Origin of the sequence: Bradyrhizobium sp. B097 (assembly GCF_038957035.1) — a bacterium.
Classification (GTDB): Bacteria; Pseudomonadota; Alphaproteobacteria; order Rhizobiales; family Xanthobacteraceae; genus Bradyrhizobium.
Genome location: NZ_CP152412.1, coordinates 7,916,501 through 7,939,129, shown reverse-complemented (window position 1 = coordinate 7,939,129; position 22,629 = coordinate 7,916,501). Strand labels below are relative to the sequence as shown.

The window sequence follows — 22,629 nt, the reverse complement described above, 5'->3', positions numbered from 1 at the left end:
AGCCAAGGGATTGGCGGAGCGATGGTCTTTTCGCCAGTCCCTTTTTGTGAAGTTTCGCAAGAGGGATCGGCAATGAACAAGTTCTCTTTCTTCCTCCGCTCTGTTGTCACCGGCTGCGCGATCGTGCTCGCGGCCGCATCCGTCGCTGACGCCGCACCGAAGAAAAGCTTCAAGGTCGGCTGGTCGATCTATGTCGGGTGGATGCCGTGGGGCTATGCGGCAGACACCGGCATCGTCAAGAAGTGGGCCGACAAATACGGCATCACGATCGAGGTCAAGCAGTTCAACGACTACGTCGAATCGATCAACCAGTACACCGCCGGCGGCTATGATGCCGTCACCATCACCAACATGGACGCGCTGTCGATTCCGGCAGCAGGCGGTGTCGACACCACCGCCGTCGTGATGGGCGATTTCTCCAATGGCAACGACGCCGTGATCCTCAAGAACAAGTCGGATCTGGCCGCGATCAAGGGGCAGACGGTCAATCTGGTCGAGTTCTCGGTGTCGCATTATCTGCTGGCACGCGCGCTCGAGACCAGCAAGCTGAGCGAGAAGGACGTCAAGGTCGTCAACACCTCCGATGCCGATATCGCCGCCGCCTACAAGACATCAGACGTCAACGCGGTCGTGACCTGGAATCCGATCGTGACGGAAATCCTCGGCTCGCCCGATGCCAAGAAGGTGTTCGACTCCTCGCAGATCCCCGGCGAGATCATGGACCTGATGGTGGTCAACACTGCGGTCGCCAAGGACAATCCGGATTTCGCCAAGGCGCTGGTCGGCATCTGGTACGAGACCCTGTCCAAGATGACGGCGAACGATCCCGCCGCGAAGGCCGCCAAGGAAGCGATGGCCAAGGCCTCCGGCACCGACCTCGCAGGTTTCGACAGCCAGCTCTCGACCACAAAACTGTTCGACAAGGCAACGGACGCCGAAGCGTTCACGCGCAGCCAGACCATCGGCGTCACCATGGACCGCGTCCGCAAGTTCCTGTTCGAGAAGGACCTGCTTGGCAAGGGCGCGAAATCCGCCGACGCCGTCGGGATCGAACTCGCCGACAAGTCGGTGCTGGGCGACAAGTCGAACGTCAAGCTGCGCTTCGACCCGACCTACATGGACGAAGCCGCCAAAGGCAAGCTTTGACGTCAAGCTCTGACGCCAAGCCCTGACGCGCCTCGCGTTGCCTCAAGCAGGAGCGAACATGCGACTTGTGAACATACGGCCGGGACGGCAGACGCGATTCTATCTGCTCGCGCTGCCGTTCGTATTGGTCGCAATCGCCTACTTCGCCGGCTCCAGCGCGCGGCTCACGCAAAACCCGAACGACAAGCTGCTGCCGGCGCTGCCCAGCATGGTGCAGGCCGTCAAGCAGATGGCGTTCGAGGTTGACCCGCGCACCGGCGGCTATCTGATGGCCTCCGACACCGTCGCCAGCCTGGGGCGGCTGGGGTCGGCGCTGGCGATCTCGACGGTGGCGGCGCTCGTCCTCGGCATCGTGATCGGGCTGCTGCCGGGCGCCAATGCCCTGCTCGGGCCGTTCGTGTCGGTGACTTCGATGGTGCCGCCACTGGCATTGTTGCCGATCTTGTTCATCGTGATGGGGCTCGGCGAGAATTCCAAGATTGCGCTGATCGTGATCGGGACGCTGCCCTGCATGATCCGCGACCTCGCCATGAAGGTGCAGGAGCTGCCGCGCGAGCAGATCGTCAAGGCGCAGACGCTCGGCGCCTCGACCTGGCAGATCGCGCTGCGCGTCGCGATGCCGCAAACCCTGCCGCGGCTGATCGACGTGCTGCGGTTGCAGCTCGGCCCGGCGTGGCTGTTCCTGATCGCGGCCGAGGCGATCGCCTCCGACTCCGGGCTCGGCTACCGGATATTCCTGGTGCGGCGCTATCTCGCGATGGACGTCATCATTCCCTACGTCGCCTGGATCACGCTGCTGGCGTTCCTGATCGATGTCGGCCTGCGCGTCACGCAGCGCAGGCTGTTTCCCTGGTTCGCGTCGGTGAGGGCGGAATGAGCGCGATCCGGTTCGACGACGTCTGGAAGGAATACGGCGATCACATCGTGCTCGAGCGCATCACGATGGAGGTCGAGCCGCGCGCCTTCATTGCGCTGGTCGGTCCGTCCGGTTGCGGCAAGACCACGCTGCTGCGGATGCTGCTCGGCGAGGAGCAGCCGAGCCGCGGCCAGATCATGGTCGACGGCAAGCCGTTGCGCGCCGAGCCGGATGCCGACCGCGGCGTGGTGTTCCAGCGCTACTCGGTGTTTCCGCATCTGACCGTGCTGCAAAACGTCATGCTGGGCCGCGAACTGCGTGACGCCAAATTCACGGCGTGGCTGTTCGGCGCCGCACGGCGCGCCGCCAGCGAGGAGGCCATGGCGTTGCTCGCCGAGGTCGGGCTCGCCGGTCAGGAGAGCAAATATCCGTCGGCGCTGTCGGGCGGCATGCAGCAACGCCTCGCGCTGGCGCAAGCGATCATGCGCGGTCCGAAAATCCTGCTGCTTGACGAGCCGTTCGGCGCGCTCGATCCGGGGATTCGCGCCGACATCCACCTGTTGATGAAGCGGCTCTGGAACGAGACCCATCTGACGGTCGTGATGGTGACGCATGACCTCAGCGAGGCGTTCGGGCTCGCGACGCGCGTGATCGCGCTGGAGCGGCAGCGCAACCGGCCGGAGGAGCGCGAGCGCTACGGCGCCACCGTGTCACGCGACCTCGAGGTCTTCCCACGCCGCAGCGCGGAGCCGCGGTCATCCGTTCAACCAGCTCCGATCGGGACGACCCGGTCAGACCAGGAGCATCAGCCGGGACGGCCCGGCGCTCTCGTCTTGAAGGAGCAACCATGATCCTCACAGAGGAACAGAAGGCCGAGATCGCGGCGCATACCCGACGTTACAACGAGCTGAAGGCGGCAGGGCAGGAGCACGCACCGCGGGCGCTGCCGGCGCCGACCGCGCGCGACGCTGCGCCGATCGCCACTGACGCGATCATCCGTCGCGAGGTGATTCCGGCCGGCTGGTACTGGACCACACGGCTGAACCGCGGCGATACGTTGCGCATCGTCAACACGTCGGGGACATCGACCGTCAGCCTGCTCGCCTGGAACAGCGCTGACACCACCGAGCGGCTCAACCACGCCGACACCATCAAGGTGCAGTGGGCGGCGCGGATGCAGAAGGGGCGCGTGCTGCTCTCGGACATGGGGCGCGCGCTGCTCGGCATCACCGAGGACAGCAGCGCCGCGCATGATGCGGTGGTCGGCGGCTCGACGGCGGCGACCAACCTGGCGAAATACGGCGAAGGCAGTTTCCGCAACACGCGCGACAATTTCATCCTCGCCGCGGCCAAGCTCGGGCTCGATCGCCGCGACGTCCATTCCTGCGTCAGCTTCTTTGCGCCGGTTGCCATCGACGCGGACGGCAGGTTTGTGTGGTCCGGCGCGCGCCGGCAAAAGGGCGATTTCGTCGATCTGCGTGCGGAGATGGACTTGCTGATCGCGCTGTCGAACTGTCCGCATCCGCTCGATCCCGCGGAAAGCTATCCGCAGGCGAGCGTGGAGATCGTGCGCTACCGCTCGGCCCAGCCCGCCGCCGATGATCTGTGCCGTACCGCGACCGCCGAGGCGATCCGCGCCTATCAGAACAATGCGCTGTATCTCGGCGAGATGAGCGAAGGAGCCGTGCGATGACCACGCAATTCGCTCAGACCCGCGGCCGCATCGTTCTCGACGCGGAAATTCCCGCGCGCAAGCCGTGGTCCGCCATCATCCGCAAAGGCCAGACGCTGCGGATCACGGATACCCATGGCCAGCAGGCGGTCGATACGCTGTTCTATCGTGCCGACGACTATCAGGAGCGCTACAGCGGCCAGGATACGCTGCGCGCGCAGGGTTCGGCCTATGTTGGGCTCGGCACCCGGATCATGTCCAACGAGGGCCGCGTGATGCTGCGCGTGGTGGCCGACAGTTGCGGCCTGCACGACACTTCGGCGGGCGCCTGCTCCTGCGAAAGCAACACGGTGCGGTTCGGGCACCAGACCCGCTACCAGCACGCCTGCCGCGAGAATTTCGTGATCGAAGCCGCGAAGTACGGCATGTCGAAGCGCGACATCGTGCCGAATTTGAACTTCTTCATGAACGTGCCGATCGATCCCGCCGGAAATTTCACCGTGGTCGACGGCGTCTCCAAACCCGGCGACGTCATCGAGCTGGTGGCGGAGATGGACGTGCTGTGCCTGATCTCGAACTGCCCGCAGATCAACAATCCCTGCAACGGCTTCTTCCCGACGGCGGTACAGGTCACGATCTTCGAGCCGGAGGCGTGAGGCATGTTCAGCAAGGTCCTGATTGCCAACCGCGGCGAGATCGCCGGGCGGATCGGCAGAACATTGCACCGCATGGGCATCTCTTCGGTCGCGGTCTATTCCGACGCCGACCGCTTCACGCGGCCGGTGCTCGAGGCCGACGAGGCGGTGCGCATTGGTCCTGCACCGGCGGCCGAGAGCTATCTCAACGTCGATGCGATCATGGCGGCGTGCCTTGCGACCGGCGCACAGGCGGTGCATCCCGGTTACGGCTTCCTGTCGGAGAACCGCCGCTTTGCCGAGCGGCTCGCCGAACACGGCATCAAGTTCATCGGGCCGCGGCCTGAGCATCTCGACGCCTTCGGCCTCAAGCACCGTGCGCGCGAGATCGCCGAGCGCAGCGGCGTGCCGCTGCTGCCCGGCTCCGGCCTGCTCGAGACCATCGACGAGGCGGTGCGACAGGCGGAAGCGATCGGCTTTCCCGTGATGCTGAAGAGCACGGCGGGCGGCGGCGGCATCGGCATGCAGCTCTGCCACGACATGGCGACCCTGCGCGAGCGGTTTGAATCCGTGCAGCGCACGGCGCGCGCAAGCTTCGGCGACGCCCGGGTCTATCTCGAGCGGTTCGTCGCCCAAGCGCGCCACATCGAGGTGCAGATCTTCGGCAACGGCAAGGGCGATGTGGTCGCGCTCGGCGAGCGCGATTGCTCGCTGCAGCGGCGCAACCAGAAGGTTTTTGAGGAGACCCCCGCGCCCGGCCTCTCCACGGAGATCAGGCAACGGCTGCATGCGGCTGCGGTGTCGCTCGGCAAGGCGGTGGCTTACGAATCCGCGGGCACGGTGGAGTTCATCTACGATGTCGCGCGCGAGGACTTCTATTTCCTCGAGGTGAACACCCGTCTCCAGGTCGAGCATCCCGTCACCGAGCAGGTCACTGGCGTCGACCTCGTGGAATGGATGATCCGGCAGGCGGCCGGCGAGGATGTGCTGGGCCAAGCCGGCGCGCTCGCACCGAAGGGCGCGGCGATCGAGGTGCGGCTCTATGCCGAGAACCCGGGCGCAGGCTTTCGCCCCAGCGCGGGCCGCCTGACCCAGGTCGCGTTTTCGCCGGATGCGCGGATCGACGGATGGATCGAGACCGGCACCGAGGTGTCGCCGTTCTACGATCCGATGCTGGCCAAGATCATCGTGTCGGCCGAGACGCGCGAGGCCGCGATCGCAAAGCTGACGCAGGCGTTGGATGACACGGTCGTCGCCGGCATCGAGACCAATCTGGATTATCTGCGCGCCATCGCGGCGTCCGATGTGTTCCGCAGCGGGCAGGTGGCGACCAGCGTGCTCGGCGCATTCGTCTATCGCCCCCGCACCATCGATGTCGTCGCACCCGGTGCCCAAAGCGGCGTGCAGGAATTGCCCGGCCGGCTGCATCTCTGGCATGTCGGCGTGCCGCCCAGCGGGCCGATGGACGAGCGGTCGTTTCGTCTTGCCAACCGCGTGGTCGGCAATCCGGAGACCACAACCGCGCTGGAACTAACGGTCAACGGGCCGACCTTGCGCTTCAACACCGATGCGATCGTCGCGCTCTCGGGTGCACGCATGAAGGCATCGCTCGACGGTGCCGAGGTCGCCCATGACGAGCCGGTCGCGGTGCGCGCGGGTCAGACGCTCGTGATCGGCAGCATCAAGGGCCCCGGCCAGCGCAGCTATCTCGCCGTGCGTGGCGGCATCGACGTGCCAGAAATTCTTGGGTCGCGGGCGGTGTTCGCGCTCGGTGCCTTCGGTGGCCATGCGACGGGCTCGCTGAAGGCCGGCGACGTGCTACATATCGGTGCCGAGACATCGAGCCTTGCGGCGCCGCGGCGCGCAACGGAGGACGACCGGCCAGAGCTGACTTCAGCGTGGCAGATCGGCGTGGTCTATGGCCCGCATGGCGCGCCGGACTTCTTCCTCGACGAGGACATCGAGACGCTGTTCGCGGCGAGCTATGAGGTGCACTTCAACAGTGCCCGCACCGGTGTGCGGCTGATCGGGCCGAAGCCGCGCTGGGCGCGTTCCGATGGCGGCGAGGCCGGGCTGCATCCGTCGAACATTCATGACAACGCCTATGCGGTCGGCTCGATCGATTTCACCGGCGACATGCCGATCATTCTCGGTCCAGATGGACCGAGTCTCGGCGGTTTCGTGTGTCCGGCGGTCGTCGCGCGCGACGAGCTGTGGAAGGTCGGCCAGCTCAGGCCCGGCGACACCGTCCGCTTCGTTCCGGTGAAACGCGACGATCCCGTCGCCGGCCCCACGGTGCTGCAAGCGCCCGAGCTCGGCGCGGCCATCGTTGGCCGCAACGATGACGGTCCGATCCCGGTGGTCTACCGCCGTGCCGGCGACGACAACCTGCTGGTCGAATATGGTCCGATGGAGCTCGACATCGCGCTGCGGCTGCGCGTCCATGTGCTGGCGCAGGCGCTGGAGGAAGCAAGACTCGGCGGCCTGATCGATCTCACGCCCGGCATCCGCTCGCTGCAGATCCATTATGACGGCACCGCGCTGTCGCGAACGAAGCTGCTCGACTTGCTGCGAAAGATCGAGCGCGAACTGCCTGATGTCGATGCGATGCGGGTACCGAGCCGCACCGTGCATCTGCCGCTGTCGTGGCGGGATCCGCAGGCCGAGCTTGCGATGCGCAAGTATCAGGAGCTGGTCCGCGCGGATGCGCCGTGGTGTCCGTCGAATGTCGAGTTCATCCGGCGCATCAACGGGCTCGGCAGCGAGGACGATGTCCGCCGCATCGTGTTCGATGCGGACTATTTCGTGCTCGGCCTTGGCGACGTCTATCTCGGCGCGCCGGTGGCGACGCCGCTCGATCCACGGCACCGGCTGGTGACCACCAAGTACAATCCGGCGCGGACCTGGACGCCAGAGAACGCGGTCGGCATCGGCGGCGCCTATATGTGCATCTACGGCATGGAAGGGCCGGGCGGCTACCAGCTGTTCGGCCGCACCATCCAGGTCTGGAACAGCTGGCGTACCACGCGGGTGTTCGAGCCGGGTCATCCCTGGCTGTTGCGGTTCTTCGACAAGATCCGCTTCTTCCCGGTCGATGCCGACGAACTGCTCGACGCCCGCGCCGCGTTCCCGCACGGGCAATACGACATCAGGATCGAGCAGGGCGAGTTCTCCTACGCCGACTATGCGAAGTCGTTGGCCGAAGCGCGGCCGTCGATCGCCGCGTTCAAGGCAACGCAGCAGGCGGCGTTCGATGCCGAGCGCCAGCGCTGGCGCGAGATGAAGCTCGACGAGACGCCGGTGGAATCGATCGATGCAGGGGCTGCGGCAACCGGCATTCCCGACGGCCAGGTCGGCGCGTTCTCGGAGGTGCCGGGCAACATCTGGAAGATACTGGTCGAGGAGGGCGCCGTGGTCGCACCCGGCGACACACTCGCCATCATCGAGTCCATGAAGATGGAGATATCAGTGCATTCGCCGAGCGCGGGCCGCATTGCGTCGGTGCCGGTCAAGCCCGGCCAGACGCTGCGCGCGGGCGATGTGGTGGCGTTGATCCGGCCGGAGTAGATTCGGCCGCGGCGATCTGCTGCGGTCCTGTCCCGTCATGGCGCTATGGGGGACGATCGGACGGAAGCCGACTGCGCCACGCCTCGTTGGCAAGGAGCCGGCGCTGTCGGTCGGCGACGGCAGGCCATCCGGAGCGTACCACGCTGAGGACCGCAGCGTCGGCGGATGGACCTTCATCGCAGGCAAAATAGGCACGAAGCCGTCCCTCGCAGCGGAAGCCGAGGCCGGTGTAGAGCTCGAGCGTACGCCGCAGGCGCCAATCCAGATGCACCTCGGCCCGCTCGACGGCGAGCACCTCGAAAGCATACCGCGTCATGAGATGCGCGACATGGCTGATGAGCAGGACCTCGTCCAATCGTCCGCTGCTCCAGATCGGCGCAAACCTCGCCCGCTTCTCCTCCGGCTCGAGCGCCGCGAAAGCGGTAAGGCCGACGATGCCGCCCGACCCGGCGTCCTCGATCGCGAACGCGGCCGTGACGTTCGCGCAGCTCAGCGTGGCTGCCATGCGCGCGGCCGCCGCCTGGCCGGGTCCGCTGCGATCGAGCTGCCGAAGCATGCCGGCGTCCCCGAGCGGCTTGACCCGCGAGATCTCGGAACGGTGGATCCTGGTCAGCAGGATGCGGTCGGTGGCCAAGGCGGCATGTCTGTCTGCGAATTGCATGCCCTATTGACGCATCGAACCAACATGCCGTCAAATGACCGGAATGGCAGTTCATATGCAGATTGGTCATGTCCCTGAATCCGAGACACGTTGACCTGTTTCGCGAGGTCGTCCGTCACAACGGAATTACCAAGGCGGCCCTGAGCCTGCGGATCGGGCAGCCCTTCGTCAGTCGCGCCATCGCGCGGCTGGAGCGCGAGATCGGCTTCGCGCTGTTCGAACGCGGGCGCGGCGGCGTCACCTTGACGCCGGAAGGCGAGATATTCCTGCATGAGGTGGAGCGCAACCAGGCCGGGCTGGAGTATCTGGCGCGTGCGGCGCGCGGCATTCGCGCGCGGGGCAGCGGGACGCTGAGGATCGCCTGCCTTCCGGCATTCACCTATTCGTTGATGCCGCGGATCGTCAGCAAGTTCTCCAGGAAGAACCCCGGCATCATGCTGTCGGTCGCCGTGCATAGCCCCGAACGGGTCTGGAGCCTGGTTGCTGCGGGCCAGTGCGATGTCGGGCTGGCGCGACCCCAGTCAGGTTTTACAGCGGTCGACGACGAACTGCTGATGACGACCGACGCCATCTGCGTGCTGCCGCGTCAGCACCGGCTGCGGTCCAAGCGATTGATCATGCCAAAAGACCTGCACGGCGAGGCGATGATTGCGCCGGCCCCGGGCGCGCCGCATCGAACGCGCCTCGAACGCGCCTTCGAAGACGCCGGGGCCGAGGTCAGAACGGTGGCGGAGATTCAGTACAGCATGCAGCGCTGCGCCCTGGTTGCGCAGGGGCTGGGCTTCTCGATCGTCGATCCCGTCGTGGCGCGGGATTTTGCCAGCGCCCGGATCGTGCTGAAGCCGTTCACGCCGCGGCTGGAGATCACCACCGTGCTGCTGTTTCCGTCGCAACGGCCGCGCAGCCGTCTCGCGCTCGAATTCTGCGACCTGCTTCGCGCCGAGACCGCGGAATACAGGAAGCCCGCGCGCGCTCCGGCCTGACCCGATCCGTGCCGCTTTGCCCGGATATGGCGTTGTCCCGTGATCCGCCGCCGTCGGTCACGAGCGGGGAACCCCCCTCACACCTCGAGCCATTCCTCGCGAATGGCGGCGTTCGCCTTGAGCTGGTCGGGGGTGCCTTCGAACACCACGCGGCCGTGGCCCATGATGTAGACCCGGTTCGAGATCTTCATCGCGATCGAGAGCTTCTGCTCGACCAGCAGGATGGCGACGCCGGCTTTCGCGATCCGCGCGATCAGTTCGCCGACCTGCTGCACGATCAGCGGCGCCAGGCCCTCGGTCGGCTCGTCGATCATCATCAGGTCGGGGTCGCCGAGCAGCGTGCGGCAGGTGGTCAGCATCTGCTTCTCGCCGCCCGACAGCACGCCGGCCGGCGTATCGGCGCGGCGGGCGAGGTTGGGGAACATGTCGAGCATCTCCTGCAGCCGCCACTTGCCGGGGCGACGCGGGTCCTTGATGCCGAGGATCAGGTTCTGGCGAACCGTCAGGCTCGGGAAGACGTCGCGATGCTCCGGCACATAGCCGAGGCCGAGGCGGGCGATCTTGTGGCTCGGCAAACCCGCGATGTCCTGGCCCTTGAAGCGGATGGTGCCTTGCGGCGGCACTTCGCCCATGATCGCCTTGACGGTGGTCGAGCGGCCGACGCCGTTGCGGCCGAGCAGGCTGACCACTTCGCCGGCGGCGATGTCGAGATCGACACCCTGCAGGATGTGGCTCTTGCCGTAATAGGCGTGGAGATTCCTGACCTCGAGCATCAGTCGACCTCCTCGCCGAGATAGGCTTCCTTGACCTTCGGATTGCCGCGGATTTCCTCCGGAGTGCCGGAGGCGATGATGTGGCCGTAGACCAAGACCGAGATGCGGTCGGCGAGGCCGAACACCACGCTCATGTCGTGCTCGACGATCACGAGCGTGCGTCCTTCGGTGAGGCGGCGGATCAGCGCGACGGCGCGCTCGGTCTCGGCATGGCTCATGCCCGCGGTCGGCTCGTCCAGCATGATGACACTGGCGCCGCCGGCGATCGTGATGCCGATCTCCAGCTCGCGCTGCTCGGCATAGGTGAGCAAGCCTGCCGGCACGTCGCGGCGATGGGTGAGATGGATGTCGTCGAGGATCTGCGCGGTGCGCTGCTTCACCTCGGGCAGGTTGTCGACATTCTTCCAGAACGCGTAGCGGTGGCCGGTCGCCCACAGCACGGCGCAGCGGACGTTCTCCCACACCGTCATGCGGGCGAACACGTTGGTGACCTGGAACGAGCGCGACAGCCCGCGCCGGTTGATCTCGAACGGCCGCAGCCCCGAGGTGACCTCGCCGTTGAGCCGGATCTCGCCCGAGGTTGGCTTGATGTAGCCACTGATCAGGTTGAACGTCGTCGACTTGCCGGCGCCGTTCGGGCCGATGATGGCGTGACGCTCGCCCTTGGCGACGCTCAGATTGAGATCGCGGATGATGGCGACATTGCCGAAGCTCTTCTCGACGGCGTTGACTTGGATGGCTGCGGTCATGCGAGATACCCCCGATCACGGGCCACCGTCGCGGCGCGATCCCAGGCTTCCGCAACGCGCCGCCAGGTGATGCGCGCGACCAGGAAGCCGCCGACGACGAGAATCGCGGCAGTCGCCCAGGTCGCCGGCGCGGTCGCGACGAAGGGAATGCCGAGCAGATTGATGGCATCGCCGCCGGAGAAGCGCGCGACCGTCTCGATGGTCAGGATGATGCCGAGCGCCAGCGCCAGCGTCGGGATCGCCGCGACCAGGTAAGACGGGATGACGGTGCCGAGCGTACCGGCGCGGATCAGCGGACGGTGCTTCATCAAAATGCCGGCGATGCCGCCCGGTGCGAACATCACGATGGCGATGAAGATGATGCCGAAATAGAGCTGCCAGACCGAGGTGACGTTGGTCAGCCCGAGCTGCAGGTACGTCACCAGGATGGCGCCGAGGATCGGACCGAAGAAGTAGGCGGTGCCGCCGATGAAGGCTGCGAACAGCACCAGGCCCGACTGCGTCGCGCCGAGATAGGCCGAGTTGGCGATCTCGAAATTGATCGCGGCGAGGCCGCCGGCGATGCCGGCGAAGAAGCCGGCGAACATGTAGGCGAGATAGCGCACCACATGCGGATCGTAGCCGATGAACTCGACCCGTTCCGGATTGTCGCGCACCGCGTTGCAGATGCGCCCGAGCGGCGTGCGGGTCAGCGCGTACATCGCGATTGCCGAGACCATTACCCAGAACGCGATCAGGTAGTAGACCTGGATCTGCGGCCCGAAGGTCCAGCCGAATAGTGGCATCAGCGCGGTGCGGTCGGTGGTGATGCCGGATTCGCCGCCGAACACGCTGCGCAGGATCAGCGACGACGAGGCGACTAACTCGCCGATGCCGAGCGAGATCATCGCGAACACGGTGCCGGCGCGCTTGGTCATGACCCAGCCGACCACCAGCGCGAACGCCATGCCGCCGATGCCGCCGACCAGCGGGATCACCGGCAGCGGGATCGGCCAGTTGTGGCTCGCGACGGCGTTCATGGCGTGCACGGCGAGGAAGCCGCCGAGGCCGTACTGCACGGCGTGGCCGAACGACAAGAGCCCGGTCTGGCCGAGCAGGATGTTGTAGGACAGCGCGAAGATGATCGCGATGCCGATCAGGCTGAACGAGGTCAGCGAGCCGCCGGAGGAGAAGATCAGCGGCAGCACGACGAGCGCGGCGGCTGCGAGCAGCCAGACGCCATAGAAGCTCAGGGCACCGGCGGCCTCTTCTTTGGCCACTGCGGGAGCGGGGGTCACAGCGTTCGTCATGACTCGCGCGTCCCCAACAGGCCCATGGGGCGGAAGATCAGCACCAGCACCAGCAGCAGATAGGGCAGGATCGGCGCGATCTGCGCGATCGTGACGTTCCAGATGTCGGTGAGTGGCGAGGCGCCGAGGCTCGGATCGAGCGGGCCGAACACGCTGGCGAGCGAACCGTTGAGCGCGACCGCAAAGGTCTGGATCAGCCCGATCAGGAGCGAAGCGATGAAGGCGCCGGGCAGCGAGCCGAGACCGCCGAACACGATGACGACGAACAGGATCGGGCCGAGCAGCGCGGCCATGTCGGACTGCGTCACCAGCGAGGGCCCGGCGATGACGCCGGCAAGACCCGCCAGCGCGCTGCCGACGCCGAACACCAGCATGAACACGCGGCCGACATTGTGGCCAAGATGGCCGACCATGCTCGGATGGGTCAGCGCGGCCTGCACGATCAGGCCGACCCGCGTCCGCTTCAGCGTGACGAGGAGCGCGATGAAGATCACGACCGAGACCACCAGCATGAAGATCTTGTAGGCGGGGTAGTTGGTGGAGAACACAGTGAAGGCCGGAAAGTCGAGCGCCGCCGGGACCCGATAGTCGACCGGGCTCTTGCCCCAGATCATCGAGACGATTTCCTCGATGGCGAAGGCGAGACCGAAGGTCAGCAACAGCTCGGCGACATGGCCGTGCTTGTGGGTGTTGCGCAGGCCGTAGCGCTCGACGCCCATGCCGACCACGCCGACCAGGAGCGGTGCGATCACCAGCGCCGGCCAGAAGCCGATCCAGCGGGTGAGCTGAAAGCCGAAGAACGCGCCCAGCATGTAGAAGCTCGCATGCGCGAAATTGAGCACGCCCATCATGCTGAAGATGACGGTGAGCCCGCTGGACAGCAGAAACAACAGCATGCCGAACAGCACGCCGTTGAGTGTCGAGATGACGATGAGCTCAGCCACGGCGCACCCGCTTGAGACTGGAACGGTTCACGTGATCAATAACCTGTCGAACGAAAGGAACCTACCCGTCATTCCGGGTTCTGGTGCTTGCGCACCATCCCGGAATGACCGAAGGGCCGTTCAGGGCCGCTTCATGTTGCAGGTGGTCGGAAGCATCGTCTGATCGGTGTCGATCTTGGAGACGGGGTGCCAACCCCAGCCGGTATTCTCTTCGTCGAACGGCTCCTTGGCCTTGTCGGCCAACGTTCCGAACGAGGAGATGATGATCGGCTGGAAGAACTGGTGGTCGTCCTTGCGCATGAAGCCGTCGCCGCCGTCGAACACTTCGAACTTCATGCCCTCGAGTGCGGCCGCGACTTTCACCGGATCGATCGAATTGGCCTTCTCGGCAGCGGCCTTGAACATCCGCATCTCGTTGACGGCGCGCGGATACCACACGGAAATGCCGGTCTTGGCGCGGAAGTCCTTCTCGAAATCCATCGCCGCCTTGTTGCCGGAGTTCGGGATGCCCTCGCTTATCTGGAACACCTGGTGGTCGAGGCCGGTCTGCTTGATTGCGGTCGGTCCACCGGCGCCACCGGCATAATAGGTGTACCAGTTGACCTTGAGGCCGGCGTCAGCCGCGGCCTTCAACAGCAGCGCGAAGTCCTGTCCCCAATTGCCGGTCACGACCGTGTCGGCGCCGGACGCCTTGATCTTGGCGATGTAGGGCGAGAAATCGGTGACCTTGAGCATCGGATGCAGTTCGTCGCCGACGATCTGGATATCCGGTCGCTTTTCGCCCAGCATCTTGCGCGCTTCTGAGCGCACCGACTGGCCGAACGAATAGTCCATGTTGATCAGATAGACTTTCTTGATCGACGGCTGGCCCTTCATGTAGTTGGTCAGCGCGGCCATCTTGATGTCCGAGTTCGCATCCCAGCGGAAATGCCAGTAGCTGCACTTCTCGTTGGTCATGCTCGGATCGACCGCGGCGTAGTTGAAGTAGAGCACTTCCTTGCCGGGGTTGCGCGAATTGTTCTTGGTGACGAAATCTTCCAGCGCGGCACCGACCGACGAGCCGTTGCCCTGGGTGATGTAGTGGATGCCGGCGTCGACCGCCTTCTGCGCCTGCACCAGGCTTTCCTGCGGATTGGTCTTGTTGTCGAGCGGGACGATCTCGACCTTGTGGCCGAGGATGCCGCCCTTGGCGTTCAGTTCATCGGCGAGATACTGAAACGTCTTCAGGCCGCCTTCGCCAACGCTGGCGCCGCCGCCGGAGAGCGGATCGATATAGCCGATCTTGATGGTTTCCTGCGCGGACGCCGCGCCTCCCAACACCGTCAGCGCTGCCGCGGCGGCAACGATCAGCTTATGCATCGCGCGTTCTCCCTTGCTCGTGTTTCTTGATCTTTAGCGATCGAGGCCGTCTCATAACCCCAATTGCCGCGCCTTCGCAACTTTCGCTTTGAATACAGCGTCAAGTTTTAGCGGAAGGTAGTATGATGTTATAGGCTATATGTCGCCGGAATCGGTCGCTGTTTTGAATTGCAGGTAAACTTTTGGATGAGGCCAGCGCTCGCGCGCTGGCTCACTGTTTGGAACCGATGTCGCCCGCGGCCCGACTCTAACCTCCCCTTGAAAAGGGGAGGTCGCTTCGCTCGAGAGAGCGAAGCGGGTGGGGATCGGCTCTCTCCGCATACAGCGTTGCCGGTGGCCGCCCCCCATCCCGACCTTCCCCCTTTCAGGGGGAAGGAGAAAACAGCGATCGCTACCGCGGCGGCTCAGGCCGGATGCCGGCGCGGCTTGAGACCTGCGAGAAACAACCGCGCGAAATGATCTGCGATCTCGGCTGGAGACCAGTCGCGCCTGGTCTTGAACCAGATCGGATACCAATGGCCCATTCCGGTCAGAATACGCTCTGCGAAGTAGGTGTCGATGCGGCGGAAGCGGCCCTCATCGATCCAGCGCTGATAGCTGTCCTGGTCCCGCCGGATCGTCGCCAGCACCTCGCCGACATAGGCCTTCCGGTCGATTTCGTTGAGATAGTTGATGTTGTGATAGGTCGCCTTCGGGCCGCAGGGCGTGTCGTGCAGCATCAACAGCAAGCGGATTCTCTGCACGATGTGATCGAATGCGCCGAGGCGCTGGTCCTGCAGGTGCTCGCGAATGCTGATCTCGCCGGCGAGCCCGCGTCGCAGGCAAGCCAGCAGCAGGCTCTCCTTTTCGCTGAAGTGATAGTAGATGCCGGCGCGGGTCATGCCCGCATCGACGGCGATGCTCTCGAGCGACGTGCCTGACGCGCCCCTGCGGTTGAAGCTGTCGGAGGCAATCGAAAGCATCCTGTCGAACTTCGCAGCCCGCTTGTTCAACGCCGCGCGAGACTCCAGGAATGGGGCAAGGCTGAGCGGTTCGGGCATTTCCGGAACCGCGATCTCGCGCCGGTACACGCCGTGCGTGATGATGTCATCGATGGCATCGATCGCCTGCTGGCGCGTGTAGTAGTCGCGTTCGGACAGCCAGAACGGCACCCAGTCCAGGATGGAGATGAGCGCCACGGCCGTGAGCTGTGGTTCGTCGCAGGCGATCGAGCCGTCGGCCACGCCCCGATCCAGAATCTCCGCAAGCCGCGCGGCATTCTGCCAGCGCTTGGCATGGACTTCGCTGCTGTAGGGAGCAGCCAGCGCATCGATATCGGTGAACAGGATCATGCGCTGGCTTTCAGGCCGCAGCCTGCCGCGCACAAAGCGCCTGATGATCTCGAGCCCGTCGATACCGGGTTCGGCCGCCGTTTCAATCTCATGCCGATAGATCGCAAGGCCGCGCAGATAGCAGTGGAAGATCAGATCTTCCTTGTCGCGGAAATAGTGGTACAGCGCGCCCGGCACCGCCCGTACGGACGCCGCGACCTGCTCCATCGTCACGTTCGCGTAGGAGTGGCGGGCAAACAGCCGGGAAGCTGAGACGAGGATTTCTTCAGCCCGATCCGTCGGGTCGGCGGCGACTTGCAAGCTCGAATGCCCTTCCTGATCGCGGAAAATCCGCACGCGAGATAATCCCCTTGGCAGCGGCTTGTCGATCTGCGATAGACGTTGGTATACCATACACCAGCGGCTTTTGGAGAGAGCATGGCGCGCAACATTCTGATCCTTGGGGCTTCCTACGGCTCCCTGCTGGGGACCAAGCTTCTGATGGCGGGGCACAACGTGTCCCTGGTGTGCCGGAAGAACACCGCCGATCTGATCAACCGCGACGGCACCGAGGTGCGCATCAAGCTGCGGGACGAGAAGCAGCACCGCTCGATCTTCTCGCGCGACCTGCCGGGCAAGCTCGACGCCGTCACGCCCGCCGACGTCGACGTGTCGCGCTACGACATGGTCGGCCTGGCGATGCAGGAGCCGCAATACACCAACCACACGGTTCGCGTGCTGATGATCAAGATCGCGGCGGCGAAGCTGCCCTGCCTGTCGATCATGAACATGCCGCCCCTGCCGTATCTGAAGCGGATCCCCGCGCTCGCCGGCATGGACCTCGAGGAGGCCTACACCAACGCCCAGGTCTGGGAGCGCTTCGAGCCGGGCCTCGTCACGCTGTGCTCGCCGGATCCGCAGGCGTTCCGTCCGCCGGAGGAGAAGGCCAACGTGCTGCATGTCGGCCTGCCGACCAACTTCAAGGCTTCCGTCTTCGCCGACGACAAGCACAACAAGGTGCTGCGCGAGCTCGAAGCCGACATCGACGCGGTGACGCTCGACGGCCAGGACGTTCCGGTGAAGCTGAAAGTGTTCTCGTCGCTGTTCGTGCCGCTCGCGAAATGGTCGATGCTGCTGACCGGCAACTACCGCTGCATCACGCCAACTGAGCCGCAATCGATCCGCGACGCCGTCCACGGCGACCTGACGCGCTCGCAGGCGATCTATGACCACGTCGATACCATCGCGCGGAAGCTCGGTGCCGATCCTGCGGATCAGGTGCCGTTCGCGAAATACGCCAAGGCGGCGGAAAGCCTGCTCAAGCCGTCCTCGGCGGCCCGCGCGGTCGCCGCCGGCGCACCGTTCATCGAGCGCGTCGATCTGCTGGTGAAGCTGATCTCGCACCAGCTCGGCACGCCCAGCGCCGAGATCGACCGCACCGTCGAGACCGTCGATCAGAAGCTGAACGAGAAGATCGTGCAGGGCGGCTCGGGCGCCGAGTAACAGATCGCGCGTTGGCGGCGGGGGCAGGGCTCGAACCTGCAACCCGACCGTCATGAGCGGCGGGATAACGATCAGATTCGATGATCTTGCTGAGGTCTCGGTCGGCTAAGCGGGCCGCGAAGGCAGCGAGGTCATCGCTTCGAGTTGCGCTGTTCGCGTCGCCAGCACCGCGAGCAAGCTCTTGTGCAGCCGATCCTCGGGTTCGAAATTTTGCGCGAGCGTTCGGATGGTCTCGGCAAATCGCATGCGATACCTCGCCGCCCTGTCGACGTCTCCGTACTTCGCGAAGATCTCGGCGGCCGTGCGGTACACCCGCCAGGAAGCAATCGGGAAGTCGGCACCGTCGACGATTTCCAGCGCGCGGGACAGCTGCAACCGAGCCTCCGCTGAATCGCCCAAGGCAAGCGCAGTCCGCGCGAGCAGTCCGTGGGCCTGGGCCAGGTGATTGAGATCCGGAGCCGTGGCCACATAGTCGTGGAGCCGGCGTGCACAGCTCTGAGCCTGCATAAGGTCGTCAACCTGCAGGTAATATTCGCCGAGGCAATGATACACCTGCGTCGCGGCGGTAAATTCGATGTCGATGCCTTCCTCATGCCTGCGGCGCTCGATATCGTCGAATTGCCTGCGCGCTCCCGACGGATCGTTCAGGCCGACATAGGCCTTCGCAAGGACGGCCCGCTTGTGGAAGTAGGTCGACTGATCGCCGACCAGCAGGCTGTCGTCGACGCTTTCGCAGAGCTCCCGGGCTCCATCAAAGTCCATCGCTTCGACATGCAACCATGCAAGCGTCAGCCTGCATAATGCGCTGCTGGGGCCGTTCGCGTTCCTGACGGCAAGTTCCAGGCCGGCCGTGATTTCACGCCGCAATTCGCGCCATTCGCCGAGATGAATGAGCGCGATGGATTCAAGAACGTTGAACAGGACAAAAGTGTAAACGTCGCCGGCTAGACGCGCCAACCGCTTTCCTTCGGTGCCGGCGCGGCGGCACTCCTGGTACCGCGACCGCCAGCAATCAACGATACCGGATATTCCATTGCGTCTGATCAACACGCCATAGTTCGTGGCATTCGCACTCAGCTCGATCGCCCTGTCGCAGAGCGTGGCGTCCTGTTTGCGCCAGCCGTTGAGGAACAGGTTGACGCTCGCGCTGCTACCCTGGACCAGAGCCTTGAATGTGTCGTCCGCAAGCGTATGGCTTCGCGACAGCACATCGTCAGCGGCCTCAAGGCAGGCGTGGCGGTCCACACGCAAGCAGAGACTGCTCACAGCCGTGAGGCCGTTGAGCTGCTGCTTGATCTCGCCGGCCCGTTCGGCGCAGGCGATCATGTCGCGCAAATCACGGATCGAGCCGGCGAGGTCGCCGCACGAGCGAAGCGCCCAGCTCCGCTCCCGCAAGAGAGCGACGCGGGTTGAGAATTTGTCGGCCGCATCGAAACGATCAAGTATGCCGAGCGCGCGGGTGAGATAGCTTGCGGCTTCCGCATGGCCGAGGCGCTTCGTCGAGCTCCTTGCCGCTTCCCGGAGGTAGCGCAACGCGCTCGGAAAGTCGCGCCCCTGCTCAAAGTGAAGTGCGAGCGCGGGCGCAATTTCAGGGGTGCGGCCGGCATAGGCCTCCTCCAGCCTCTTGCCCAAGCGCTTGTGCGTCTGCGCGCGGTGCCCCGGCGGCAGATTCTGGTAAATGATATTCTGATAGAGAATGTGACGAAAGGCGTAGGAGCCCGAGTATGTGCCATCGGGCCACTCGGAAACCCCCGAACGGACGAGGATTTGATCCTTCCGGATCGACGCTTCGATGTCCCTTTCAACGTCGATCGGATCGTCGGACAAGCCAGCCGCAACGAGGGCCGCAGAAAATTCTTCGCCGGCAACGCTGGCGACATCGAGCAGGCGCCGCTCGTGATCGGTGAGGCGATCGAGCTCGTGGCCGATCATGTTCAGGAGGCTGTCTGGAATGCGATCTTGCGTGAATGCCGCCTGCGAGGCCAGGCGCCATCTGCCGTCGATTTCGACGATCGACTCCTGGTCGATCAAATGTTTGAGCAGCGAGGCAACGAACAAGGGATGTCCTAGCGTTCGCTCGAACACGGGCTTTGACAGGCTGGAGGCAAGGTCCTCGTCGTCGAAGCGCAAGGCCAGGTAACGCTCGACCTCGGAACGCGACAATCGATCGAGCCGCAATTCGCTGCAGTATCCATGGATCTCGAGATCCCGGTGCAGGCGACGGATGGGATGCCCGCCGGCAGAACTCTCGGCCGGACGATAGGAGCAGAGCACCAGCACGCGCGCCTTGCCGTTTCCGCGCGCGAAGCGAGACAGCACGTCGAGTGTCGCGAAGTCGCTCCAATGCAGATCTTCGAGCACAAGGACCCAGGGGCGGCCGGTGCTTAGTGCTTCCAGAAGATCGCAAAATTCGCGCAGCATCCGCTCGCGCGTCGCGCCGAACACTTCATCCTGGAAAGCCGCGCGTTCCGATGCGTCGATTGCGCCCGGCAATTGCAGTATCCAGGTGGGGGCGTGCGCGCGAACGGCCGACATCAATTCCGGACCGTTTGCGCGATAACGGTTCAGCAGTGCATCGATGAGTGGAAGAAAGACTTCGTCCGTTCCGAATCGTTCAGTGCAGCGCCCATAGAGCTGATCGAAGCCCTGTTCCGTCAGCTGCTCGATCGCCTTGGCGATGAAGGCCGTCTTGCCGATCCCGGCTTCTCCGGTGACAAAAGCCATCTGCCGCTTGCCGGACAACACATGCCGCGTCATCTGGTCGATCGTCGCGAAGGAGGCTGTCCGGCCGACCACCAGGGTGGAGATCTCGACCTTCAGAGGTACGACCGCGTTCGCGACCTCCCGGGGGGCTTCCCGCACCGTGCCGACAAAGCGGACGCCTTTGCGCGGCAAGGTCTTGATCAGCCGTTGCGCCTCGCCGGAATCGCCTATTCCGGTACGGGCTGCGTTGATCCGGGTGGTGAGCGCTGACTCCGAGACGATGCGCCCGCCCCAGATTGCACTGATCAGATCGTCCTTGGTCACCACCCGGGCGCGGTGGCGGACAAGATATTCGAGGAGGTCAAAAACCTGAGGCTGCAACGGGATCGGACGTCCGTCACGGCGCAATTCCCGCTGCTCGGTGTCGAGAACAAACTCGTCAAATAGATACTGCAAAACAATGCCTTCGGGGGTGCACGCGAGGCGGACATTCAACCGGTACGGCGGCCCGAAAGCAAGCACACCCTGCAAAATCAAGGAAACGATAAGAACAAATTAAGCTCGCGTTAAAGCGCGGCGTGGCGTCCCGTTCGATACTTCCAGCCGTATCCAGCCACTCACACAAGGTGCTCGTGTCATGCGCTTGGAAGAAAAGGCGCGGCGTCTCACCCGCGTGTTCTATGGGTTGTTGTTTCGCAAGATGTTTCAGTCGATCGCGGCAGCGGCCGTACCATTGTTCGACGGCAGGGCTTCAACCCGAAGCGATCCGTTGTTTTCCGTCGCCTCCACGAGTTTTCCCCGAAAAGAGGGCTGGTTTGGGCGCCTCCTTCAGGCGCTCCACCATTCGCGACGGCTGCAGGCAGAGCGCACCCGTCGACAGTATCGTCACCTGATCGACGACAGGTGGCACCAGTTTGCCTCGCGATCCGATATCGGAGGACATGACAATGTCGGTCAGTGAAAAGTCGTCCGAACGCAAGCTTCGGGTTTCGGCACCGAGCGAGAATGCGCTGCTGGCAACGATCGCCATCTGCTTCGTCATTGTGCACATCCTTGCAGCGACGATGCTGACTTCGACCCGCCAGAGCGATGCCGGGACAGCGCCCGAGCCAACCGGACTGTCGTCCACGGACTGATCGCCACGTCGTTATTCCCGGATTTTGCGAACCGAAAAGGGTTAGCTCATGGGCGACATTGCGTCGTTTTGCCTGCTCAGTATCGCTGTGTTTTGCGGCGCCTTCGTCTCGGGCCTCGCGGGTTTTGCCTTTTCGGCGGTGGCCGGCGCGATTCTGCTGCACGTTCTCCCACCACTGGAGGCGGTCCCGCTGATGATGGTCTGCAGCATCACCGTGCAGGCCACGGGTCTCTGGGCCCTGAGAAAGAGCATCCGCTGGAAACAGAGCTCCGCACTGGTCGTCGGCGGATTGCTTGGCGTTCCGATCGCCGTCTGGTTGCTGCAAGCCGCGGACGCGCGGATCTTCAGAGAGAGCTTTGGTCTCGCCGTCGCCTGCTATGCGGCCTACACGTTATTCCGGCCGGTGCTTTCTCATCGCCTGCAGATGAATGCGGGCCGCAATGCATTGATCGGTTTCGGCGAAGGCTTTGTCGGCGGGCTGACGGCAATGCCGGGAGCAATACCGACCATATGGTGTGACATCCACGGCGTGCCGAAAACCGAGCAGCGTGGAATGGTTCAACCCTTCATCGCCGCCATGCAGATATTCGCACTTGGTCTCATGCTGATCCGAGGAGATCTGTCGACAAGGGTCCTGGTTGACTTCGCCGTCAGCATCCCGGCACTTCTCGCAGGAACGGCGCTCGGGCTTTTCGTTTTTCGCTGCGTCGATGACGCGCTGTTCCGGCGAATTATTCTCAGCATCTTGCTGGTTTCCGGGCTGTTGCTGGTGTTGTAGCTGCGCCAGCCGCGCCTCCAGTCACAATGGCAGCCAGTTGCTGGCTTCTCGCCATGCATCGGCGGCCGGCAAAGTGCGGAACCGCGACTGCCGAACGCATGGCTCCGCCGACCCAGGTGAGGTAGGCTCGCGCAGTTGCGGTTGGGAGCCACGGACATGCCGATCAAAACGCTTCCTGTTCTTGCAATCTACGGCGATCTGGACCGTGCGCGCGACATCATGCGCGCCTGGCAGCCGCTCGACCATCTTTCCCCCGACGACGCCGAGATCGTCGTGAAGGCGATCGCCGAGGGCATCGCGCGTGGGCGCCGGCACGGGATCGAGATGGGGCAGTGTCATCTGGCGGCTTAAGCTACGCGCTGAGCATTCTGATATCGCCGGCACGTAAGGTGAGCACGCCGGTCAGGCCCCCTCTCCCCTTGCGGGAGAGGGTGGGGAGAGGGGTGGCCCCGGGCGAGATGATCGAATGCGCATCGCTGTCGCAACACCTATGACGTGTCTGGTTCAAGACTCTGCCGAGAGAGTCCGCCGTGTGGCACCCCTCTCCCCAACCCTCCCCCGCAAGG

At 64.4% G+C, this 22,629-nt stretch carries 19 protein-coding genes; 10 read left to right on the top strand and 9 right to left on the bottom strand.

Features of this window, described 5'->3' with window-relative positions:
* Positions 1–72: 72 nt before the first annotated feature.
* From AAFG07_RS36505 to uca, 6 genes are read left to right on the top strand one after another with little or no spacing between them, the layout of a single operon-like run.
* On the top strand, positions 73–1,146 hold the full coding sequence (locus AAFG07_RS36505) for a putative urea ABC transporter substrate-binding protein (RefSeq protein ID WP_342724474.1): 1,074 nt from the start codon (positions 73–75) through the stop codon (positions 1,144–1,146).
* 58 nt (positions 1,147–1,204) lie between these two features.
* Entirely contained in the window at positions 1,205–2,023 is an 819-nt protein-coding gene (locus tag AAFG07_RS36500) for an ABC transporter permease (RefSeq protein WP_176529135.1), read from the top strand.
* Positions 2,020–2,853, top strand: a complete 834-nt coding sequence (locus AAFG07_RS36495; protein WP_342724473.1) for an ABC transporter ATP-binding protein — start codon at positions 2,020–2,022, stop codon at positions 2,851–2,853. The genes AAFG07_RS36500 and AAFG07_RS36495 overlap by 4 nt, the downstream gene beginning before the upstream one ends.
* Positions 2,850–3,695, top strand: a complete 846-nt coding sequence (locus AAFG07_RS36490; protein ID WP_342724472.1) for an urea amidolyase associated protein UAAP1 — start codon at positions 2,850–2,852, stop codon at positions 3,693–3,695. Before AAFG07_RS36495 ends, AAFG07_RS36490 begins: the two co-directional genes overlap by 4 nt.
* Complete coding sequence (locus AAFG07_RS36485) at positions 3,692–4,330, top strand: urea amidolyase associated protein UAAP2 (protein WP_342724471.1); 639 nt, start codon at positions 3,692–3,694, stop codon at positions 4,328–4,330. The genes AAFG07_RS36490 and AAFG07_RS36485 overlap by 4 nt, the downstream gene beginning before the upstream one ends.
* Before the next feature lie 3 nt (positions 4,331–4,333).
* Positions 4,334–7,876: an urea carboxylase gene (uca, locus tag AAFG07_RS36480; protein ID WP_342724470.1), complete on the top strand. Its 3,543-nt coding sequence runs from the start codon at positions 4,334–4,336 to the stop codon at positions 7,874–7,876.
* 43 nt (positions 7,877–7,919) lie between these two features.
* Here the strand turns inward: uca and AAFG07_RS36475 are convergent, their stop codons facing one another.
* A complete protein-coding gene (locus AAFG07_RS36475; RefSeq protein ID WP_342724469.1) occupies positions 7,920–8,537 on the bottom strand; it encodes an N-acetyltransferase in 618 nt (205 codons plus the stop codon).
* A 68-nt stretch (positions 8,538–8,605) separates the two neighbouring features.
* On the opposite strand from AAFG07_RS36475, the gene AAFG07_RS36470 reads away from it, so the two are divergent.
* Positions 8,606–9,520, top strand: a complete 915-nt coding sequence (locus AAFG07_RS36470; protein ID WP_342724468.1) for a LysR family transcriptional regulator — start codon at positions 8,606–8,608, stop codon at positions 9,518–9,520.
* Positions 9,521–9,597: 77 nt separating this feature from the next.
* Here AAFG07_RS36470 and AAFG07_RS36465 read toward each other — a convergent pair whose 3' ends face one another.
* The 6 genes from AAFG07_RS36465 to AAFG07_RS36440 all read right to left on the bottom strand — a co-directional run bounded on the left by AAFG07_RS36465 (position 9,598) and on the right by AAFG07_RS36440 (position 16,301).
* Positions 9,598–10,293, bottom strand: a complete 696-nt coding sequence (locus AAFG07_RS36465; protein ID WP_342724467.1) for an ABC transporter ATP-binding protein — start codon at positions 10,291–10,293, stop codon at positions 9,598–9,600.
* Positions 10,293–11,042 (bottom strand): ABC transporter ATP-binding protein, encoded by a 750-nt coding sequence (locus AAFG07_RS36460; protein ID WP_342724466.1) that lies wholly within the window; start codon positions 11,040–11,042, stop codon positions 10,293–10,295. The genes AAFG07_RS36465 and AAFG07_RS36460 overlap by 1 nt, the downstream gene beginning before the upstream one ends.
* Positions 11,039–12,331: a branched-chain amino acid ABC transporter permease gene (locus AAFG07_RS36455; protein ID WP_342724465.1), complete on the bottom strand. Its 1,293-nt coding sequence runs from the start codon at positions 12,329–12,331 to the stop codon at positions 11,039–11,041. The genes AAFG07_RS36460 and AAFG07_RS36455 overlap by 4 nt, the downstream gene beginning before the upstream one ends.
* The gene (locus tag AAFG07_RS36450) at positions 12,328–13,275 is read right to left on the bottom strand and encodes a branched-chain amino acid ABC transporter permease (RefSeq protein WP_173638683.1); all 948 of its coding nucleotides are present in this window, start codon (positions 13,273–13,275) and stop codon (positions 12,328–12,330) included. Before AAFG07_RS36450 ends, AAFG07_RS36455 begins: the two co-directional genes overlap by 4 nt.
* Before the next feature lie 120 nt (positions 13,276–13,395).
* Positions 13,396–14,634 carry a branched-chain amino acid ABC transporter substrate-binding protein gene (locus tag AAFG07_RS36445; protein WP_092123853.1) on the bottom strand — a complete coding sequence of 413 codons (1,239 nt, stop codon included), beginning with the start codon at positions 14,632–14,634 and terminating at the stop codon, positions 13,396–13,398.
* A 404-nt stretch (positions 14,635–15,038) separates the two neighbouring features.
* Positions 15,039–16,301: a TetR family transcriptional regulator gene (locus tag AAFG07_RS36440; RefSeq protein ID WP_342724464.1), complete on the bottom strand. Its 1,263-nt coding sequence runs from the start codon at positions 16,299–16,301 to the stop codon at positions 15,039–15,041.
* Positions 16,302–16,382: 81 nt separating this feature from the next.
* Between AAFG07_RS36440 and AAFG07_RS36435 the strand changes: the two genes are divergently transcribed.
* Positions 16,383–17,447, top strand: coding sequence for a hypothetical protein (locus AAFG07_RS36435; RefSeq protein WP_342724463.1), 1,065 nt, complete (start codon positions 16,383–16,385; stop codon positions 17,445–17,447).
* 105 nt (positions 17,448–17,552) lie between these two features.
* On the opposite strand, the gene AAFG07_RS36430 is transcribed toward AAFG07_RS36435, so the two are convergent.
* Positions 17,553–20,606 (bottom strand): AAA family ATPase, encoded by a 3,054-nt coding sequence (locus tag AAFG07_RS36430; RefSeq protein WP_342724462.1) that lies wholly within the window; start codon positions 20,604–20,606, stop codon positions 17,553–17,555.
* A gap of 295 nt (positions 20,607–20,901) precedes the next feature.
* Positions 20,902–21,192, bottom strand: a complete 291-nt coding sequence (locus AAFG07_RS36425; RefSeq protein ID WP_342724461.1) for a hypothetical protein — start codon at positions 21,190–21,192, stop codon at positions 20,902–20,904.
* Positions 21,193–21,334: 142 nt separating this feature from the next.
* Between AAFG07_RS36425 and AAFG07_RS36420 the strand changes: the two genes are divergently transcribed.
* The gene (locus AAFG07_RS36420) at positions 21,335–22,063 is read left to right on the top strand and encodes a sulfite exporter TauE/SafE family protein (protein ID WP_342724460.1); all 729 of its coding nucleotides are present in this window, start codon (positions 21,335–21,337) and stop codon (positions 22,061–22,063) included.
* Between the two features lie 156 nt (positions 22,064–22,219).
* Positions 22,220–22,414, top strand: coding sequence for a hypothetical protein (locus AAFG07_RS36415; RefSeq protein ID WP_342724459.1), 195 nt, complete (start codon positions 22,220–22,222; stop codon positions 22,412–22,414).
* Positions 22,415–22,629 lie beyond the last annotated feature (215 nt).

Bases quoted from the DNA above. Each gene is read 5' to 3' on its own strand.
- AAFG07_RS36435 (WP_342724463.1), top strand. From the start codon at position 16,383: ATGGCGCGCAACATTCTGATCCTTGGGGCTTCCTACGGCTCCCTGCTG.
- AAFG07_RS36445 (WP_092123853.1), bottom strand. From the start codon at position 14,634: ATGCATAAGCTGATCGTTGCCGCCGCGGCAGCGCTGACGGTGTTGGGA.
- AAFG07_RS36500 (WP_176529135.1), top strand. From the start codon at position 1,205: ATGCGACTTGTGAACATACGGCCGGGACGGCAGACGCGATTCTATCTG.
- AAFG07_RS36470 (WP_342724468.1), top strand. From the start codon at position 8,606: ATGTCCCTGAATCCGAGACACGTTGACCTGTTTCGCGAGGTCGTCCGT.
- AAFG07_RS36495 (WP_342724473.1), top strand. From the start codon at position 2,020: ATGAGCGCGATCCGGTTCGACGACGTCTGGAAGGAATACGGCGATCAC.
- AAFG07_RS36460 (WP_342724466.1), bottom strand. From the start codon at position 11,042: ATGACCGCAGCCATCCAAGTCAACGCCGTCGAGAAGAGCTTCGGCAAT.
- AAFG07_RS36485 (WP_342724471.1), top strand. From the start codon at position 3,692: ATGACCACGCAATTCGCTCAGACCCGCGGCCGCATCGTTCTCGACGCG.
- AAFG07_RS36415 (WP_342724459.1), top strand. From the start codon at position 22,220: ATGCCGATCAAAACGCTTCCTGTTCTTGCAATCTACGGCGATCTGGAC.
- AAFG07_RS36505 (WP_342724474.1), top strand. From the start codon at position 73: ATGAACAAGTTCTCTTTCTTCCTCCGCTCTGTTGTCACCGGCTGCGCG.
- AAFG07_RS36420 (WP_342724460.1), top strand. From the start codon at position 21,335: ATGGGCGACATTGCGTCGTTTTGCCTGCTCAGTATCGCTGTGTTTTGC.
- AAFG07_RS36490 (WP_342724472.1), top strand. From the start codon at position 2,850: ATGATCCTCACAGAGGAACAGAAGGCCGAGATCGCGGCGCATACCCGA.
- AAFG07_RS36425 (WP_342724461.1), bottom strand. From the start codon at position 21,192: ATGACGAAGCAGATGGCGATCGTTGCCAGCAGCGCATTCTCGCTCGGT.
- AAFG07_RS36455 (WP_342724465.1), bottom strand. From the start codon at position 12,331: ATGACGAACGCTGTGACCCCCGCTCCCGCAGTGGCCAAAGAAGAGGCC.
- AAFG07_RS36475 (WP_342724469.1), bottom strand. From the start codon at position 8,537: ATGCAATTCGCAGACAGACATGCCGCCTTGGCCACCGACCGCATCCTG.
- uca (WP_342724470.1), top strand. From the start codon at position 4,334: ATGTTCAGCAAGGTCCTGATTGCCAACCGCGGCGAGATCGCCGGGCGG.
- AAFG07_RS36465 (WP_342724467.1), bottom strand. From the start codon at position 10,293: ATGCTCGAGGTCAGGAATCTCCACGCCTATTACGGCAAGAGCCACATC.